This is a genomic window from Stenotrophomonas sp. 107298_Sma (genome assembly GCF_056480345.1).
This window is the reverse complement of record NZ_CM151094.1, coordinates 2306140-2321288: the sequence shown is the minus strand read 5'-3', so window position 1 is coordinate 2321288 and position 15149 is coordinate 2306140. Positions and strand designations below refer to the sequence as shown.

The window sequence follows — 15149 nt, the reverse complement described above, 5'->3', positions numbered from 1 at the left end:
CTTGCGCGTAGGGAGACCCGCTCGCCTTAGCACGCGAAATGGCTGCTTTCACAGCGTTGAGGATTGCTAACTTACTGATCGTCACAGTCGCGGTCCTCGTGGCGCGTGTTCCTCGCGAGGGTCGTCCGGTGGCAGATATCGAGCGATATAGGCCTCAAGATCTGCCTGCTCGTGATCCGTCAAACGCTGGGGTGATACAGTTGGTAGATGTGACCGGATTGAGCGAACTCGGCGACCTTCTGGTGTCTCAACAGTGTAATGAACGTCCTCCAGTCCGGTGAGACCTTGGACCAGCTTCCCGATCTCACCCAAGGTTTGCGAGAGGGCGTCTTGGGTCGTCACAGGTCTAAAATCGAGAACCGCCGCAAGTGCGGCTGCAGCTTGTGCATTCGTGTCGTCCTCGTAATCAGACATCGCCTGAACAATCGCGGAGCGAAGCGATCTAACAATTTGTGGATCAAGCTCAGACGCAAGGGCTAGCGCCTTCCCTATCTCCCTAATTACCTCTTCACCACCTTGATCTTCTGCCATTCACAACTCCACAGCTGTAGACATTAACGGGCCGCGCGGGATGAACCGCCCGGATTCTCTAAATTCAATTGCCGAAGGTTGCCGTTGGCAATGTTCCTTAAGAGTAAGGCACAGTGCGGTTTGGTTCCATAAGCGGATCGCGCTGGCTGTATCCCGAAGTGTGCGATGACGCCGAAGCTGGATAGTGTCGCTGAATTGGACCATCAGGCACTTAGGTCTGAGCCCTGATACAGATTGATGATATGACTCCAAGTCGCGTACGGGCTGCGAAGAGCACCGGCTACTTTGGTCCGCTTCTGACCGAAAGCGGACATTCGTTTAACCAAGGGTGAAGGAAACTTTTAGGGCCAGGATGGACTTCAACTCTCTCGTTCGCTCGCTTCTATCCGATGCGAAGATGCGCCGTAACAAGCCTCTGCGAGACTAGTGCGCGAGCCAGGTCGCTGACATTGCTCCATGGCCTATGACGTGCCCCGCACCCGCTGGTCAAATGGAACCGCCCTCGGCACCATGGGCACGACCATCTAAGGAGTTCTTCATGCTCTACCAAGATAAGTACGTCGCCTTCATCGACATGCTCGGGTTCTCCGCACTTGTCCAAGAGTCGGCAGCCGACATGAGCAAGCTTGATGAAATAGCAGAGGCCATCGACAGACTAAAGAACACAGCGTGCTGCAACCCAGCAACAGGACTTTTGTTCACTTACTTCAGCGACTGCATCGTCATATCAAGCAGCCGCTCTCCTGCTGGCCTTGCCGACATCCTGAGCTGCATCAGAATGTTGGCCGAGAACCTGCTAGTGGTTGATATATTGATACGTGGAGGGCTCACAGTTGGAAGCATTCATCATGATTCTCAGATGATCTTCGGACCGGCGATGCTGGACGCCTATCGCATGGAATGTAAGGAAGCACGCAATCCCATGGTGCTCGTGAGCGAAGAGGTGCGATCGGATGCTCGCGCTGCGGGGTTAAGCAACCTGTTGACGTGGGATGACGAAGAGCCAGACCGCCACTATGTCCACTATCTGATCTCGTACAGCGCTTATGACTCTAATCCAAGGGCGGGCGTCGTGATTCTCGATAGCCAGGCCGCTCTCATCCGGCATTTCATCGCCAAGAGGCTGCTAGGCGCTCCGGGTAAGATCCTGGATAAAGCCGAGTGGATGGAACGATATTGGAACGAGAAGGTGGCGACAGGTGGAATTCTCGGACGTGTTGACAGGGTCGCAGACCTTGTTAGGCCCAATGCGCGACCATTTCGCAGCAGACTCGCCGTTCTAGCACCGCAACCGGGCGCCACTAGTGTGGACTAGCGAATCAGGCAAGCAGCTGCCGATTCCTTGCAAAGATTCAATTCAATTGGCCATACGGAAGCACGTGCAATCCCTGATGGCAGTCGGGACCACCATCTCCCCATTGCCAGCCGCGTCTGAACCAGCGCCCGGAACGCTTCAGCGGAAGGGGCTGGTCCCTTCCGCTGGTGCCTGCCCTGGTTGCACCGGCTATGCGCGGCCACCACGTTCCCGGACACGTCTCTGCCCCCGTCCTGTTGGGCCACCAGGTGCTCGGCGGTGCATTGAAAGGCTCGGGCCTTACTGGCCTTCAGCCCGAGCTCTGAGGGTGCAGTGAGCCACATCGGCAGGCCGCAATAGAAGCAACGGCCCGATTGGGCGTAGAAGGCAGAAGTGCGAAGGGATCTGCGGCGTTTGGCGGTCATGGATGGCTCCGGAATCGAAGGATTCCCGTGCCCCCATTGGGTGGACCTCGGGCACCCGGAGCCTATTGGCTATGCGGGCACAACACCGGCGCTTTATAGCGACTGGCTAAGGCGTTATAGCTCAGCGCTTGAGCCGCTACAAGGCCCAGATGCCGACCAGAACGGGAGGGAGTCACCGACGCCCAGTTAAGGTCAAAGCTTGGTCAGGGGGCGAGCGACGCGCTTGAGCAGGTGGAGCGGGGCGTGGCGCGTCACCCAGGGAAGTCGCGGTGTTGTAGTCCTGCTCAACCCGCTGAACTGTTCGCACGTTCAGGCCCGAGATCTCGTCTAATTGTTCTTGCGACCAATGTCGCGACTGGCGGAACTGGGAAGTGCAGGCGACAAGCTCTGACCGATCAGGTGCGCAGTTGGGAACTCAAGGGCGAGCTGGATGTGGAGCCAGAAATCGAGGGCGTCTTAGGTGCGGATCCAGGAATCAAGGGCATCTTTGGGGGAGATCTGGAAATCGCGGGCGTCCTTGTGGGGAAATACGGGCGGACAGCTGTGGGATCTGGGGCGTTTCCGTTGTGGCAGTCAGCAATCTCATCCTTGTCGGGGGAGCCAACAGGGAGGCAAGAGCCAAGCCAGAGTCGGAGCCATTGCCAAGCGGAGCCCACGAACCGGATCACGCCCGATACGACATTTCGCATAATGTATATTATGTTCAAAGCAGAACTGCCGCCCAGCAGGCGGGAGCCTCCCCGGCCCTGAGATCCCGGACCTCAGCCCTGGACAGCCTTCCCACTCACTCTCCGCAGCGCCGATAGTCAAACGGAATCCGCAGCAGCTTCCCATCCTCGCCCGGTCCAGAGATGCTCGCCTGCAATGACTCGCCATCCCGCCGGTACTCGATGCGATTCGGGAAGTCATGCTGCGGATTCTCAAAGACCACCCAGTTTGCGCCATGGTCGGCAATGACGAATGTCGTCGGCGCCACGCCATTGGGCTGCACGTGCAGGCCAGCCACTTTGCCTGCAGACACCAGACGCATGTACTCGAATGATTCCATGTCGCCGTGGTTCAGCGTGCGCGACATGCCAAGCAAGGCGCCACCGGCCTCGGGCAGCCAGACCTCATCAAGCCTGCGCTCCTCGGAGCCGCCACACCAATGCCCGGCCAGCCAGTCGAACTCGGCCGGCGCCGCCACGACCGCGCCACTTCCCAACGCCAATCCTGCGCCCAGCACCACCATCTTCGACTTCAACATGCCCTGGCCTCCTGGATGTGTTGGCCGCAGCTTAGCGGCGTGGCACCTGGGGCGCTTGTAAAAACGCGCAGGATGGCGTCCGATGCCGCATGGACTACTGCGAACACCCGGCCCCCGACGACCTCCGCCGTCACGTCCAGTGCATCTGGTGGCTGCAGGACGACGCTCCCGGAAATGACGTGCAGGTCATCTATCCCGATGGCCGGTGCGAGTTGCTGGCCGAACTTGGCGTGCCGCTGCAGCTGCATGGCGCAGATGGCCGGATCCGTTCCGATCTGCCGTTCTGTTTCGCGGCACAGCAGTCAGGGCCTATCCGTTTGCAGGCCGCTGGTGCGGTGTTCTGTGTTGGTGTGCGGCTGCAGCCGGCCGCGAGCGCCCTGGTTGCCGGCACCTGCTTGCCTGGACTTCGCGACCAGGCGCCAGATCTGTACACACTTGATGCCTCCTTCGCCGAGATCTTCAGTGCCGCCGCACGCGCCAGCGCGGCGACCAATACACCCGCGCCTCTCTGGCAGCTCCTGCGGGATCGGTGTGCCAGCTTCCCCCTGGACGAGCGCGTCGAACAAGCGGTTGCGGAGCTGGATGCGACGGAGGGCGATCTGCGCATCGCCGAGTTGGCACGGCAGCTTGGTATGTCCCTGCGCGGCCTGCAATCCCGTTTCCTGGCCGCCGTGGGCATGACACCAAAGGAATACGCCCGTGTGCGCCGCCTGCAGGCGTTGCTGCGCACATTGGATGGAGAAACCATGACCATCGCTTCCGCCGCTGCGCGCCACGGTTACAGCGATCAGGCCCATGCCACCCATGATCTGGTGCGCTGGACGGGTGTCACGCCCGCCCGCCTGGTCCACGCGCTGCGGGGCGATCGCGGTAGCGACGATGCGCTGCGGCTGGCCGCCGCCTTCGTGCGCGGAACCAGTGGCGGTCGCTCACTGTGAGCCCCCTGCTCCACGTCGTCCTACAGACACCTGTGCATCACATATACATCGACCAGGCCCAGCTACCGATGTCGGAACGCCGCCGGCAGCATAAGATCCCGGCCTGGAAGCTGCCGGCAAATGGCGGTCTTGAAGATCGCCCACATGGCACCGACGTCATCCGCGATGGCGGCTCGGATCTCCATGCGACTCCTGCAGATCTGGCGTGAGAATCAAGGCGGACACCAGCAAAACCGCACTGCGGCCCGTGCCTGCTTCACGCGCCACCGCCATCAGTTCCGCAATAGTTGATCAAATTCCGGCCTCTAGAGCAGTACATGCCCCCTACTCCCGCACGCACTCCACACCGGTTCCGCCGATGGCGCGTCGCTGGCTACAGCCTGCTGGGCGTGTACGTACTCTACCTGCTGGCCGTCAACATCTTCCTCAACACCCCGCTGTTCGACCAGGTTACCAACCGCAAGCCGCAGAAGTTCGTGATGACCACCGGCCCGGCCATCACGCTACTGCCCGGCCACGTCATTGCCTGGAACGTGCACATGCGCGGCCACGTCAACCACACCGTCTACGTGCTGCACGCCGAGCGTGCCAGCGCTCGCTTGGCCGTGCTGCCCCTGTTCCGCCGCGAAGTGAGGGTTCCCCGATTGCAGGCCACAGGCGTGTCTGCCGAGATCAGTCGCGTCGAGGACGCCATTCCGTCGCCCCCACGCAGCGACCAGGGCTGGACCCTGCGCTTCGACGCCATCCATAGCGACAGCATCCGCAGCGCACGGCTCGGCAAGCTGCTGATCATCGGCAAGGGCCGGGGCACGGTCGGATTCCTCAAGCAGCTGCGCGGCGGCCCGTCCGAACTGTTCGATTCCGAGGTGTCGTTCAGCAAAGCAGACACCAGCTATGACGGCGTGCAGCTGCTGGGCGACATGGATCTGACAGCGCACTTCAGCTATCCGCGCCACTATCGCGACCAGGCGCCTGGCCTTGCCAAATTGAAGTTGCTGCATGCACAACTTGATGTGGACGCGCGCAGCCAGGGCCTGCGCATGGATACGGACGCGCAGACGCCCCGCATCTCCAGCTCGCCGGTTCCCGGTCGCCTGCAACTGGCGGTCCACCTGTTGGACGGCCAGCTGCAACCTGGTGACCACGCGCTCTGGCAGGTTCCGCTCTACCTCGGCGACGGCGCGCCGGATCGTGGCGTGCTGGCCCTGCAGCTCAATGTGGCCAACGACATGCGCCTGCAGGCACGCCTGCCGCCACGCCCGGATTCGGCCGCTGGCATCGATGCCGACCTGCACATCACCGGGCGCGAGATTCCATTCCAGCACCCTGCCCAGCTGCTGGAACGCAGCTCCGGCACTGTGCGCGGCGAATGGACCTTCACCTCGCTCAACTGGATCCCTGCCCTGTTCGTACGCAAACCGTGGCTGCAGCTGGATGGCGGCGGCACGCTGAAGGCGGATCTACGCCTGCGCAATGGTGAACTGATCGAAGGCAGCACCGTGGATATTCCCTCGGCCGCAGCCGTGGCCGAAGTGGCCGGCGTGCGTCTGGCCGGCACGGCCAGCGCGCATGGCGAGCTGAAGGCCGGGACACCCACTCAGGCACAGCTGGCGATCCGGCTGCCGCGCTTCACCGCGCGCCCCAGCGATGCCAGGAACGTGCGGCTGTTCGATGGGCGCGACCTGGCCGTGGACCTTACCGGCGACGGCCGCCTGCAGGAACTGCGCAAGGGCGTTCGCGCGCGGCTGCGCTTCAGTGAAGCGACCATCCCGGACCTGGCCGCCTACAACCGTTACCTTGGCTCTCAACAGGTGCGACTGCTGCGCGGCACCGGCAGCCTCAGCGGTGACGCCACGCTCGACACCGACGGCCGCGTCGGCCACGGCACCGCGCGCCTGCAGGGTCGCAACGCCAGCGCGAAGGTCGCGGGCCTGGACATGGGCGGTGACCTCGACGTGAATGCCACGCTTCGACGCGGCGACTTCAACCAGCGCCACTTCGATCTGTCCGGAACCACGGTGGAACTGCGCAATGTGCAGGTGGCGGGCAGAGAGCGCACTACGGCGTGGAAAGGACGCGCCGCCTTCAAGCGCGGGCGCATCGATGCGCAATCGCCGTTCCAGGTGGATGCCACCACCGACCTGACCTTGAGTGACGCACGGCCACTGCTGGCACTGTTTGCCGAACGCACCGACTACCCGCGCTGGACCCTGTCCCTGCTGGATTCCGGGCAGGTCGATGCGCGGGCCACGCTGCGCTGGCGCCCGGGTCATCTGGTGATCGACGGCCTGCAGGCCGAGAACGATCGTCTTTCGGTGCGCGCGCGGCTGGATCTGCTGGAACAGCGCAAGCGTGGCGATCTCTACCTGCGCTGGGGACTGCTCGGCGCCGGCATCGAGCTGGATGGCGACCATCGCCAGTGGCATCTGGCCAAGGCACGCGAGTGGTTCGATCAGCGGCCTTCACTGTTGCCGACGAGCCAGGGAACAGGCGCCGCCAGCTCTTCGGACTGAAGGTGCCCGTACCGCATCCATCTGCCGCGCTTGTGCGTATGCGTCGGCATACCTATTCAGGAGATGCATGCAATGAAGAGGAGCACGCAAGGTGTTGGCCTGCTGGGCTGGATCGCGATCACGTTTGCCGCCGCTGCGCTGGGCGCTTGGGCCTCGACGTCAGCCGCCAGCTTCTATGCCTGCCTCGTACTTCCCTCCTGGGCGCCGCCGGCCCGTGTGTTCGGTCCGGTATGGACCCTGCTCTACGCAATGATGGCGACTGCAGCGTGGCTGGTCTGGCGTGAACGCGGCTGGCGCGGGGCCTGGCCAGCACTGTCGCTCTATCTGTTGCAGCTGGCCATCAATGCACTGTGGAGCTGGCTGTTCTTCGGCTGGAAGCTGGGCGCCCTCGCTTTCATCGATATTCTTGTACTGCTGGTACTTGTTTGCGCCACCATCTTTGCATTCGCGCGCATCCATCGCGGTGCCGCGGTGATGCTGCTGCCTTACCTGGCTTGGATATCGTTCGCCGCTGCGCTGAACTTTTCGGTCTGGCAGGCTAATCCGGTGGCACTGTGAGTGTTCTGATTTCCGCAGGCCTGCGGAAATCAGGCCATCGGGTCGCCTTCGCCAGCAGCGATCCGGTTGATCTGAGCGCACTCCACCGTCGCGGGCGGGTTGCCCATGCCGGCCAGCGCGATCATCGCCTGGCCCAGTGCAAGATTGCTGGTCACCAGCCCAGGGGTAATCACCCCTGCCAGTTTCATCAGCGGTGCACCACCCCAGTACAACGGTTTCAGCAGGGCATGCCGGGTACCGGTGCCCGCCACCGGGCGGACGCCACCAGGGCGCAGCATGACTGTCCGGAGCGGTAACGCACGCAATGCCTGCTCGGTTTCGCCCTTGATCCGCAGCGGCATGATCCGGCTTTGCGGGTCCGCGCCTGCGCCAGATACATACAGGAAGCAACCGCGGGGGTTCGCAGCGGCCCAGGCGCGCGCGACGGCGAGCGTGGTATCCAGGGTCACCCGCCGGTACTCAGCCTCGGCAGTGCCCACAGGTGGCGCGCCTGCGCAGTACAGGCAGGCGTCGTAGCCAACCAGATCATCGCGCTGCTCATTGATGCGCAGGAAGTCCGGCACCACCAGCTCGTCACCGGCGACGGCAAGGCTGCCTTGATGCCGTACCAGAGCGGTCAGGCTGGCAACCCTTGGCGAAGTCTGGCAGGCCTTGGCCACGCCCTGCCCCACCAGCCCGGCGACACCGGTCAGCAACACGCGCATTCCCTTCATCGCGCTCATCACAGCACCCCGTTAGAGCTTCACGAAACGCTGGATCTTCCGCGCCAGCCAGCCGCTGAACACCAGCGGTGCGTCCAGTGCAGATACGCAGATGCAGGGCACGCCCGGCGCGGTCACCGGCTGGTGCTCCACGTCCTCATCCAGATCCGCCACGTCGCCCGGCGCGAACAACCCGAGGGCATCGTTGTAGGAGCCGCGCAGGATCTGGGTGAGCTCACTGCGGCCATGGCTGTGCATGGGAAGGCATTTGCCGGGCGCGATCTTCAGCATGATCAGTGAAGGCATCTGTTCGGCGCGGATGCAATGCACCCCCGGCGCCATCCAGCGCCAGCGCAGGCCACTGAGCGAGGTGCCGAAGTAAGGATGCAGCGATGCCGGCAGATGATCGGGATCCGCTTCCGGCCGCTCTGGCGGTACTGGACGCGCCGGCGCTGCAACACTGATCGGCGACTCCGTAGTCAGGCGCCGCAACATCGCCTCGCGCATTACATCCCGACGCGCATCACCGTCGCCTTGCGGCGGCTGTGTCTGCTCCAGCAGCGCCGAACCGATCGCCTCGGCATCGCGCAGCCGCTGGCGGCACTGCGGGCACTGCTCCAGGTGCGTGCCGGCAACAATGCTCAGCGGCGCCGGCAACGCGCCCGCGGCATAGCTCATCAGGGTGGATTCGTGAAGGTGGTGGTGCGGATTCACAGCGCGCCTCCCACCTTGGATTGCAGTTGCAGGAACGCGCGCCGCAGATGCGATTTGACCGTGCCCAGCGGCATACCCAGCGCTTCTGCGATCTCGCCGTGGCTCTTGGCCTCGAAATAGGACATGCGGACCAGTCGCGCCTGCACCGCAGGCAGCTCGTTGATGCGCTGGCGCAGCCGGGCCTGGTCGGCGAACTGCTCGGCGCTGCTGCGCTCGACCACGTCTGCCGTCGCTGCGTACTCCACCGCAGCCTGCACCTGCATCCAGCTGCGCTCATGCCGTACCCGGTCGATGTGCAGGTTTCGCGCGATACGGTACAGCCAGGTACTCAACGCTGCCTGCGCAGGGTCGTAGTCGGCTGCGCGCAGCCACAGCCTTAGCAGACACTCCTGCGCGAGCTCCTCGGCCACTGCCCCGGGCGCACCCAGACCTCGCAGATAGACACACAGGCGCGGCATGAAATGATCGTAGATGCGCATGAAGCAATCGCGGTCGCGCAGCCGCGCCACACCGTCCATGTCACCGGCCCAGTTCGTCGGCTCGCTGCTCGGCTGCTGGGAACTGGACACAATGCGTACGCTATCGAAGTTGAAGGCAGGGCTGGCGGCGTCAGGGTACATCTGCGTTCGCGGCGGGCAGGTGAAGGTCTGTTGTCTCTACGGCTGGGGGCAGCGTTTGGATGCAGCCAGCGCTGCGCATCCAGCCGCGCCTCTGCACCGTAAGCCTTGAGCCCCCCTTCCGGTTGTCCCTCATGCGCACCATCTGGCTGTTGCTCTGCCTGCCCTGCACCGCACTGGCCAGCCCTTGGCTGCGCATCGAAGGTGTTGCCACCACGCCGCAAGGGGCTGCCGCCTATCGGGAGCTGCACTGGCAGCGCTCCGCCCAGGACGGCTCCGAGCGCTGGGTGCTGTACCAATGTCCGGATGGACGCCCCTTCGCACGCAAGCACCTGCCCGCCACCTTGCAGGCACAGGCGCGCGGCTACACCCTGGAGGACAGGCGCAGCGGCCAGGCGGCGGAGGTAGTGGCCGACGGCGGAACAGTCGTGGTCGGCTGGAAGGAAGCGGCCGCCTCCGCTCGGCGCCAGCGTCGCCTCAGCCTGCCGGCAGATGCTGTGATCGACGCCGGATTCGATGCGGCAGTGCGCCTGCATTGGCCTGCCTTGATGCGTGGTGAACGCGTCTCGCTGCCTTTTCTGGTGCCGGCGCGGCAACGCTTCTACCCGGTACAGGTGGTGCGCAGCGGATCGCTACGCTGGCAAGGTATCGATGCCCAGTCCATCGAGGTCAGCCTGGACACCTGGTATGGCGGCATCGCACCACGCCTGTCGCTTGTCTATGCGAGCGCAGACCGGCGGCTGCTGGAATTTCGTGGTACCAGCAATCTTCGCGATGCGCGGGGCGGCTACCCACAGGTGGTGGTGCGGTTTGCATCAGCGCCGCGTGAAAGCGCTGCGGCTGAGTGGCAACGGGCCTGGACGCAACCGCTCGTTGCCGACTGCGCCGTGACGCCCAGGTGAATCGGCAACGATCTGCACGGCAGTGCATCCATTCTGTGTTCTGATGCGTAGAGGAAGACACGACTCCAGCCGAGATCCGTCATGGCTTCTGTAGCGCCCCTTCCCCGCCGACGCCACCGTCTCCTGCGTACATTGAAGCGCTGGATCGACACCAGCAGCGGCGCAGATGCCGGCGCGGGCCAGCCGGGCCGCATTGATTGGTTGCGCGCTGTGCCATTCGCATTGATGCACGCAGCCTGCCTGGCGGTGATCTGGGTCGGCATCTCGTGGATCGCGGTGATCGTGGCCGTTGCACTCTACGCAGTGCGGATGTTCGCGATCACCGCGTTCTACCACCGCTACTTCTCGCACCGCACCTTCCAGGCGTCGCGACCAGTGCAGTTCGCGTTTGCGGTGATCGGTGCCGCCAGCGTGCAGCGCGGGCCGCTGTGGTGGGCCGCCCATCACCGCCACCACCATCGCCATGCCGACCAACCCCTGGACCCGCACTCACCCCGCGAAGGGGGTTTCTGGCGCAGCCACATGGGCTGGTTCCTGACCCGTGAAGCCTTCGCCACCGATCTTTCGCGGGTGCCCGATCTCGCCCGCTTCCCGGAACTTCGCTGGCTGGACCGTTTCGATACCGCGGTGCCGGTGCTGCTGGCCGCCGGCCTCTATGCACTGGGTGCCGCGCTTGAACGCTGGGTACCCGCACTGCACACCTCCGGACCGCAGCTGCTGGTATGGGGCTTCTTCATCTCCACCGTGGTGCTGTTCCATGCCACGGTCACCATCAATTCACTGGCGCACCGGTTCGGGCGCCGCCGCTTCGAAACCCGCGACGACAGCCGCAACAATCTCTGGCTGGCACTGCTCACCTTCGGCGAAGGCTGGCACAACAATCACCACTTCTTCCCAGGCACGGTCCGCCAGGGCTTCCGCTGGTGGGAGATCGACCTGACCTGGTACGGGCTGCGTGCGATGTCCGCGGTCGGCCTGGTCAAAGGACTCAAGCCGATTCCCGAATGGGTACTGGCCAAGGCGAGGTACTGACATGCGCATCGCGATCATCGGCTCCGGCATTGCAGGCCTGGCCAGCGCCTGGTGGCTGCACGGCGAACATGAAGTCACGCTGTTTGAAGCCAATGACTACCTGGGCGGCCATACCCACACCCATGACGTGCAGGTGGGCGGCCGGCGCATGGCCGTGGATACCGGCTTCATCGTCTTCAACCCGCGGCACTATCCGCTGCTCACCGCCTTGTTCGATGAGCTGGGCGTGGCCTCGCAGCCGACCACGATGAGCTTTTCAATGCACAGCGAGCGCAGCGGCGTGGAATACAACGCCACCTCGCTGGACGGCCTGTTCTGCCAGCGCCGCAACCTGCTGTCGCCACGCTTCTGGGGCATGCTGGCCGACCTGCGCCGCTTCTACCGCGACGCGCCGCTGCTGTTGGCGGAAGACCAGGGTCCGACGCTCGGTCAGTACCTGCGCGACCAGCGCTATGGCGAGGCTTTCATCGAAGAGCACCTGCTGCCTATGGCCTCGGCACTGTGGTCTTCGCCAACCGCTACCGTGATGGACTTCCCGGCCCGCTATCTGGCCCAGTTCATGGCCAATCACCAGATGCTGCAGATGACCGGGCGTTCGACGTGGCGGGTGGTCAAAGGCGGCTCAGCGCGCTATGTCGAAGCCTTGCGCGCCCGTTGGCAGGTGCGCGAACGACTGGAGTGCCCGGTGCATTCGGTCGAGCGCACGCCCTGGGGCGCGCGGGTGCACAGTGCGGCCGGCGTGGAAGGCTTCGACGAGGTGATCCTGGCCTGCCATAGCGACCAGGCACTGGCGCTGCTGGGTGACGCCGATGCCATCGAGCGCGAGGTGCTTGGTGCCATCCGCTACCAACCCAACGAAGCCGTGCTGCACACCGATGCATCGCTGCTGCCACGCGATCGCAAGGCCTGGGCCGCCTGGAACGCGCACGTGCCGCGCGACCCCGCGGCGCCGTGCACGGTCAGTTACTGCATGAACCTGCTGCAGGGCCTGCCCGGTGACACTCCGCTGGTAGTGACCCTCAACCGCAGCGAGGCGATCGAACCGGCCAAGGTGCTGCGTACGCTGCGTTACGCGCACCCGGTGCATGACCATGCCGCAGTACGCGCGCAGCAGCGCTGGGGCGAACTACAGGGCCGGCGCCATACATGGTTCGCCGGCGCCTATTGGGGCTGGGGCTTCCATGAGGACGGCATCCGCAGTGCCCACCGCGTGGTCGACGCACTGCGTGCCTGCGAGCCGCATCGATTGGCACCGGCGTTCGGCGAGGTCGCCGCGTGAGCGCCAGCGCACTCTATTTCGGGCAGGTGGTGCATCGGCGCCACCACCCGCATCCGCATGCCTTCCGCTATCCGGTCGCACAGCTGCTGCTGGATCTTGATGAGCTGGAGACCGTGTTCGCACGACGCTGGCTGTGGTCGGTCAACCGGCGCAACCTGGCCGAGTTCCGCCGCAGCGACTACTTCGGTGATCCCGCGCAACCACTCGCCGATGCCGTGCGCGACCACGCCGCCAACACCCTCGGCCACCGCCCCTGCGGGCCCGTGCGCCTGCTGACCCATCTGCGCTTTGCCGGCCACGTTTTCAACCCGGTCAGCTTCTACTACTGCTACCAGGCTGACGGCAGCACGCTGGACTGCATTGTCGCCGACATCACCAATACCCCGTGGAAGGAACGCCACGCATACGTGCTGCCGGCATCGACCGCGCTCCATGAGGGCGCGTCACTACGCTGGCAGTTCGACAAATGCTTCCACGTCTCGCCATTCATGGCGATGGATTGCCGCTATGACTGGCGGTTCAACGCGCCCGGCGAGGACCTGCGCGTGCACATGCAGGTGTGGCGTGACGGCGTGCGACAGTTCGATGCCACTCAGTCCATGCAGCGGCGCCCGCTGGACGGACGCGGCCTTGCGCGCGTCCTCGCCTGTTATCCGCTGATGACCACCCAGGTGGTGGCCGCCATCCATTGGCATGCGCTGCGCCTGTGGCTGAAGCGTAACCCGGTCCACGACCACCCCTCCCTTGCCGAGAAACCACGATGAACGAGATGAATCCCTCGGTAGCCCTGCCACAGCCGGGCACGCTCGACGTTTTCCTGCGTAGGCGCCTGCTGGCGCAGCTGGCGCCCCTGCGCGACGGCCGTCTGTGCGTGCGCGATGCGCTGGGTGAGGTCTGGCTGGGTGAAGCCCGCGGCGAGCTGCAGGTCACGGTCACCATCGACGATCCCGCGTTCTATCGAAAAGTGGCTGCACAGGGCAGCGTCGGCGCTGGCGAGAGCTACATCCACGGCGACTGGCACTGCGATGATCTGGTGGCCCTGGTGCGGCTACTGGTACGCAACCGCGATCTGCTTGACAGCATGGAGCACGGCCCCGCCCGCGTGGGCGGCTGGCTGCTGCGCGGCTGGAATCGCCTGCGCCGCAACAGCCGCGAAGGCAGTCGTCGCAACATCGCGGCGCACTACGACCTCGGCAACGATTTCTTCGCGTTGTTCCTGTCGCCGGACCTGATGTACTCCTCGGCACTCTTCGGCGATGACAGTGAATCGCTGGAGACGGCATCGCGACGCAAGCTGGACCGTATCTGCCAGCAGCTGCGGCTCAAGCCCGGCGACCACGTGGTCGAGATCGGCACCGGCTGGGGCGGTTTCGCCGTGCATGCAGCCCAGCACTATGGCTGTCACGTCACCACCACCACCATTTCCGCCGAGCAGCACGCACTGGCCACCGAGCGTGTAAAGGCCGACGGCCCCGCCCGCGTGGGCGGCTGGCTGCTGCGCGGCTGGAATCGCCTGCGCCGCAACAGCCGCGAAGGCAGTCGTCGCAACATCGCGGCGCACTACGACCTCGGCAACGATTTCTTCGCGTTGTTCCTGTCGCCGGACCTGATGTACTCCTCGGCACTCTTCGGCGATGACAGTGAATCGCTGGAGACGGCATCGCGACGCAAGCTGGACCGTATCTGCCAGCAGCTGCGGCTCAAGCCCGGCGACCACGTGGTCGAGATCGGCACCGGCTGGGGCGGTTTCGCCGTGCATGCAGCCCAGCACTATGGCTGTCACGTCACCACCACCACCATTTCCGCCGAGCAGCACGCACTGGCCACCGAGCGTGTAAAGGCCGCCGGCCTGCAGGGGCGCGTCACCCTGTTGATGCAGGACTACCGGGACCTGCAGGGCCGCTACGACAAGCTGGTGTCGATCGAGATGATCGAAGCCATTGGTGCCGAGTACCTGGACACCTACATGGCCACTCTGCAGCGCCTGCTGAAGCCGGACGGCGTGGCGCTGCTGCAGGCCATCACCATCGAGGACCAGCGCTACGAACAGGCGCGGCGCAGCGTTGATTACATCAAGCGCTACGTATTCCCGGGCAGCTTCATTCCCTCGATCAACGCGATCATGGCGGCCAAGACCCGGGTCAGCGACCTGCAGCTGATCGCACAGCAGGATTTCGGCCATTCCTACGCGCTGACCCTGCGTGCATGGCGTCATCGCTTCCTCGCCCAGCTGCCTGCGGTGCATGCGCAGGGCTTCGACGCGCGCTTCTGCCGTATGTGGGAGTTCTATCTGGCGTACTGCGAGGGGGGCTTCCTGGAGCGTTCGATCGGCGTGTCGCATCTGTTGCTGGCGCGTCCGGGCCATCGGCTTATTGCGGCGGCGAGCGATGGCCACTGAA

Annotated in this window: 15 protein-coding genes; 9 read left to right on the top strand and 6 right to left on the bottom strand. The window is 64.4% G+C overall.

Translation table 11 applies throughout. From position 1 onward, the window contains the following. Nucleotides 1–1069 precede the first annotated feature (1069 nt). On the top strand, nucleotides 1070–1846 hold the full coding sequence (locus ACZK2G_RS10870) for a hypothetical protein (RefSeq protein ID WP_032966761.1): 777 nt from the start codon (nucleotides 1070–1072) through the stop codon (nucleotides 1844–1846). On the opposite strand, the gene ACZK2G_RS10865 is transcribed toward ACZK2G_RS10870, so the two are convergent. From ACZK2G_RS10865 to ACZK2G_RS10855, 3 genes are all read right to left on the bottom strand, one after another. Then, nucleotides 1843–2169: an HNH endonuclease gene (locus ACZK2G_RS10865; RefSeq protein ID WP_323162603.1), complete on the bottom strand. Its 327-nt coding sequence runs from the start codon at nucleotides 2167–2169 to the stop codon at nucleotides 1843–1845. The two genes, ACZK2G_RS10870 and ACZK2G_RS10865, sit on opposite strands and share 4 nt — an antisense overlap. 253 nt (nucleotides 2170–2422) lie before the next feature. Beyond that, complete coding sequence (locus ACZK2G_RS10860; protein WP_324615445.1) at nucleotides 2423–2572, bottom strand: hypothetical protein; 150 nt, start codon at nucleotides 2570–2572, stop codon at nucleotides 2423–2425. Nucleotides 2573–3034: 462 nt separating this feature from the next. Then, nucleotides 3035–3496 (bottom strand): DUF6265 family protein, encoded by a 462-nt coding sequence (locus ACZK2G_RS10855; RefSeq protein WP_478475542.1) that lies wholly within the window; start codon nucleotides 3494–3496, stop codon nucleotides 3035–3037. 89 nt (nucleotides 3497–3585) lie between these two features. On the opposite strand from ACZK2G_RS10855, the gene ACZK2G_RS10850 reads away from it, so the two are divergent. From ACZK2G_RS10850 to ACZK2G_RS10840, 3 genes are all read left to right on the top strand, one after another. Continuing rightward, nucleotides 3586–4434, top strand: a complete 849-nt coding sequence (locus ACZK2G_RS10850) for a helix-turn-helix domain-containing protein (protein ID WP_046982943.1) — start codon at nucleotides 3586–3588, stop codon at nucleotides 4432–4434. A 317-nt stretch (nucleotides 4435–4751) separates the two neighbouring features. Beyond that, nucleotides 4752–6947 carry an AsmA family protein gene (locus ACZK2G_RS10845; protein WP_478475541.1) on the top strand — a complete coding sequence of 732 codons (2196 nt, stop codon included), beginning with the start codon at nucleotides 4752–4754 and terminating at the stop codon, nucleotides 6945–6947. Nucleotides 6948–7019: 72 nt separating this feature from the next. Further along, nucleotides 7020–7505, top strand: coding sequence for a TspO/MBR family protein (locus ACZK2G_RS10840; protein WP_478475539.1), 486 nt, complete (start codon nucleotides 7020–7022; stop codon nucleotides 7503–7505). 29 nt (nucleotides 7506–7534) lie between these two features. On the opposite strand, the gene ACZK2G_RS10835 is transcribed toward ACZK2G_RS10840, so the two are convergent. From ACZK2G_RS10835 to ACZK2G_RS10825, 3 genes are read right to left on the bottom strand one after another with little or no spacing between them, the layout of a single operon-like run. Then, nucleotides 7535–8218, bottom strand: coding sequence for a Rossmann-fold NAD(P)-binding domain-containing protein (locus ACZK2G_RS10835; RefSeq protein WP_046982940.1), 684 nt, complete (start codon nucleotides 8216–8218; stop codon nucleotides 7535–7537). Between the two features lie 21 nt (nucleotides 8219–8239). Continuing rightward, nucleotides 8240–8920, bottom strand: a complete 681-nt coding sequence (locus ACZK2G_RS10830) for a ChrR family anti-sigma-E factor (RefSeq protein ID WP_046982939.1) — start codon at nucleotides 8918–8920, stop codon at nucleotides 8240–8242. Continuing rightward, a complete protein-coding gene (locus ACZK2G_RS10825) occupies nucleotides 8917–9540 on the bottom strand; it encodes a sigma-70 family RNA polymerase sigma factor (protein WP_046982938.1) in 624 nt (207 codons plus the stop codon). Before ACZK2G_RS10825 ends, ACZK2G_RS10830 begins: the two co-directional genes overlap by 4 nt. A 131-nt stretch (nucleotides 9541–9671) precedes the next feature. Between ACZK2G_RS10825 and ACZK2G_RS10820 the strand changes: the two genes are divergently transcribed. From ACZK2G_RS10820 to ACZK2G_RS10800, 5 genes are all read left to right on the top strand, one after another. Further along, nucleotides 9672–10439: a hypothetical protein gene (locus tag ACZK2G_RS10820; protein ID WP_046982937.1), complete on the top strand. Its 768-nt coding sequence runs from the start codon at nucleotides 9672–9674 to the stop codon at nucleotides 10437–10439. Nucleotides 10440–10520: 81 nt separating this feature from the next. Next, nucleotides 10521–11471 carry an acyl-CoA desaturase gene (locus tag ACZK2G_RS10815; protein WP_046982936.1) on the top strand — a complete coding sequence of 317 codons (951 nt, stop codon included), beginning with the start codon at nucleotides 10521–10523 and terminating at the stop codon, nucleotides 11469–11471. 1 nt (nucleotide 11472) lies between these two features. Continuing rightward, a complete protein-coding gene (locus tag ACZK2G_RS10810; protein WP_136639013.1) occupies nucleotides 11473–12750 on the top strand; it encodes an NAD(P)/FAD-dependent oxidoreductase in 1278 nt (425 codons plus the stop codon). Beyond that, nucleotides 12747–13514: a DUF1365 domain-containing protein gene (locus ACZK2G_RS10805; protein WP_337302465.1), complete on the top strand. Its 768-nt coding sequence runs from the start codon at nucleotides 12747–12749 to the stop codon at nucleotides 13512–13514. The genes ACZK2G_RS10810 and ACZK2G_RS10805 overlap by 4 nt, the downstream gene beginning before the upstream one ends. Next, nucleotides 13511–15148 (top strand): class I SAM-dependent methyltransferase, encoded by a 1638-nt coding sequence (locus ACZK2G_RS10800; RefSeq protein ID WP_478475535.1) that lies wholly within the window; start codon nucleotides 13511–13513, stop codon nucleotides 15146–15148. The genes ACZK2G_RS10805 and ACZK2G_RS10800 overlap by 4 nt, the downstream gene beginning before the upstream one ends. Nucleotide 15149: the final 1 nt, after the last annotated feature.

Bases quoted from the DNA above. Each gene is read 5' to 3' on its own strand.
- ACZK2G_RS10870 (WP_032966761.1), top strand. From the start codon at position 1,070: ATGCTCTACCAAGATAAGTACGTCGCCTTCATCGACATGCTCGGGTTC.
- ACZK2G_RS10865 (WP_323162603.1), bottom strand. From the start codon at position 2,169: ATGTGGCTCACTGCACCCTCAGAGCTCGGGCTGAAGGCCAGTAAGGCC.
- ACZK2G_RS10855 (WP_478475542.1), bottom strand. From the start codon at position 3,496: ATGTTGAAGTCGAAGATGGTGGTGCTGGGCGCAGGATTGGCGTTGGGA.
- ACZK2G_RS10850 (WP_046982943.1), top strand. From the start codon at position 3,586: ATGGACTACTGCGAACACCCGGCCCCCGACGACCTCCGCCGTCACGTC.
- ACZK2G_RS10845 (WP_478475541.1), top strand. From the start codon at position 4,752: ATGCCCCCTACTCCCGCACGCACTCCACACCGGTTCCGCCGATGGCGC.
- ACZK2G_RS10840 (WP_478475539.1), top strand. From the start codon at position 7,020: ATGAAGAGGAGCACGCAAGGTGTTGGCCTGCTGGGCTGGATCGCGATC.
- ACZK2G_RS10835 (WP_046982940.1), bottom strand. From the start codon at position 8,218: ATGAAGGGAATGCGCGTGTTGCTGACCGGTGTCGCCGGGCTGGTGGGG.
- ACZK2G_RS10825 (WP_046982938.1), bottom strand. From the start codon at position 9,540: ATGTACCCTGACGCCGCCAGCCCTGCCTTCAACTTCGATAGCGTACGC.
- ACZK2G_RS10820 (WP_046982937.1), top strand. From the start codon at position 9,672: ATGCGCACCATCTGGCTGTTGCTCTGCCTGCCCTGCACCGCACTGGCC.
- ACZK2G_RS10815 (WP_046982936.1), top strand. From the start codon at position 10,521: ATGGCTTCTGTAGCGCCCCTTCCCCGCCGACGCCACCGTCTCCTGCGT.
- ACZK2G_RS10810 (WP_136639013.1), top strand. From the start codon at position 11,473: ATGCGCATCGCGATCATCGGCTCCGGCATTGCAGGCCTGGCCAGCGCC.
- ACZK2G_RS10800 (WP_478475535.1), top strand. From the start codon at position 13,511: ATGAACGAGATGAATCCCTCGGTAGCCCTGCCACAGCCGGGCACGCTC.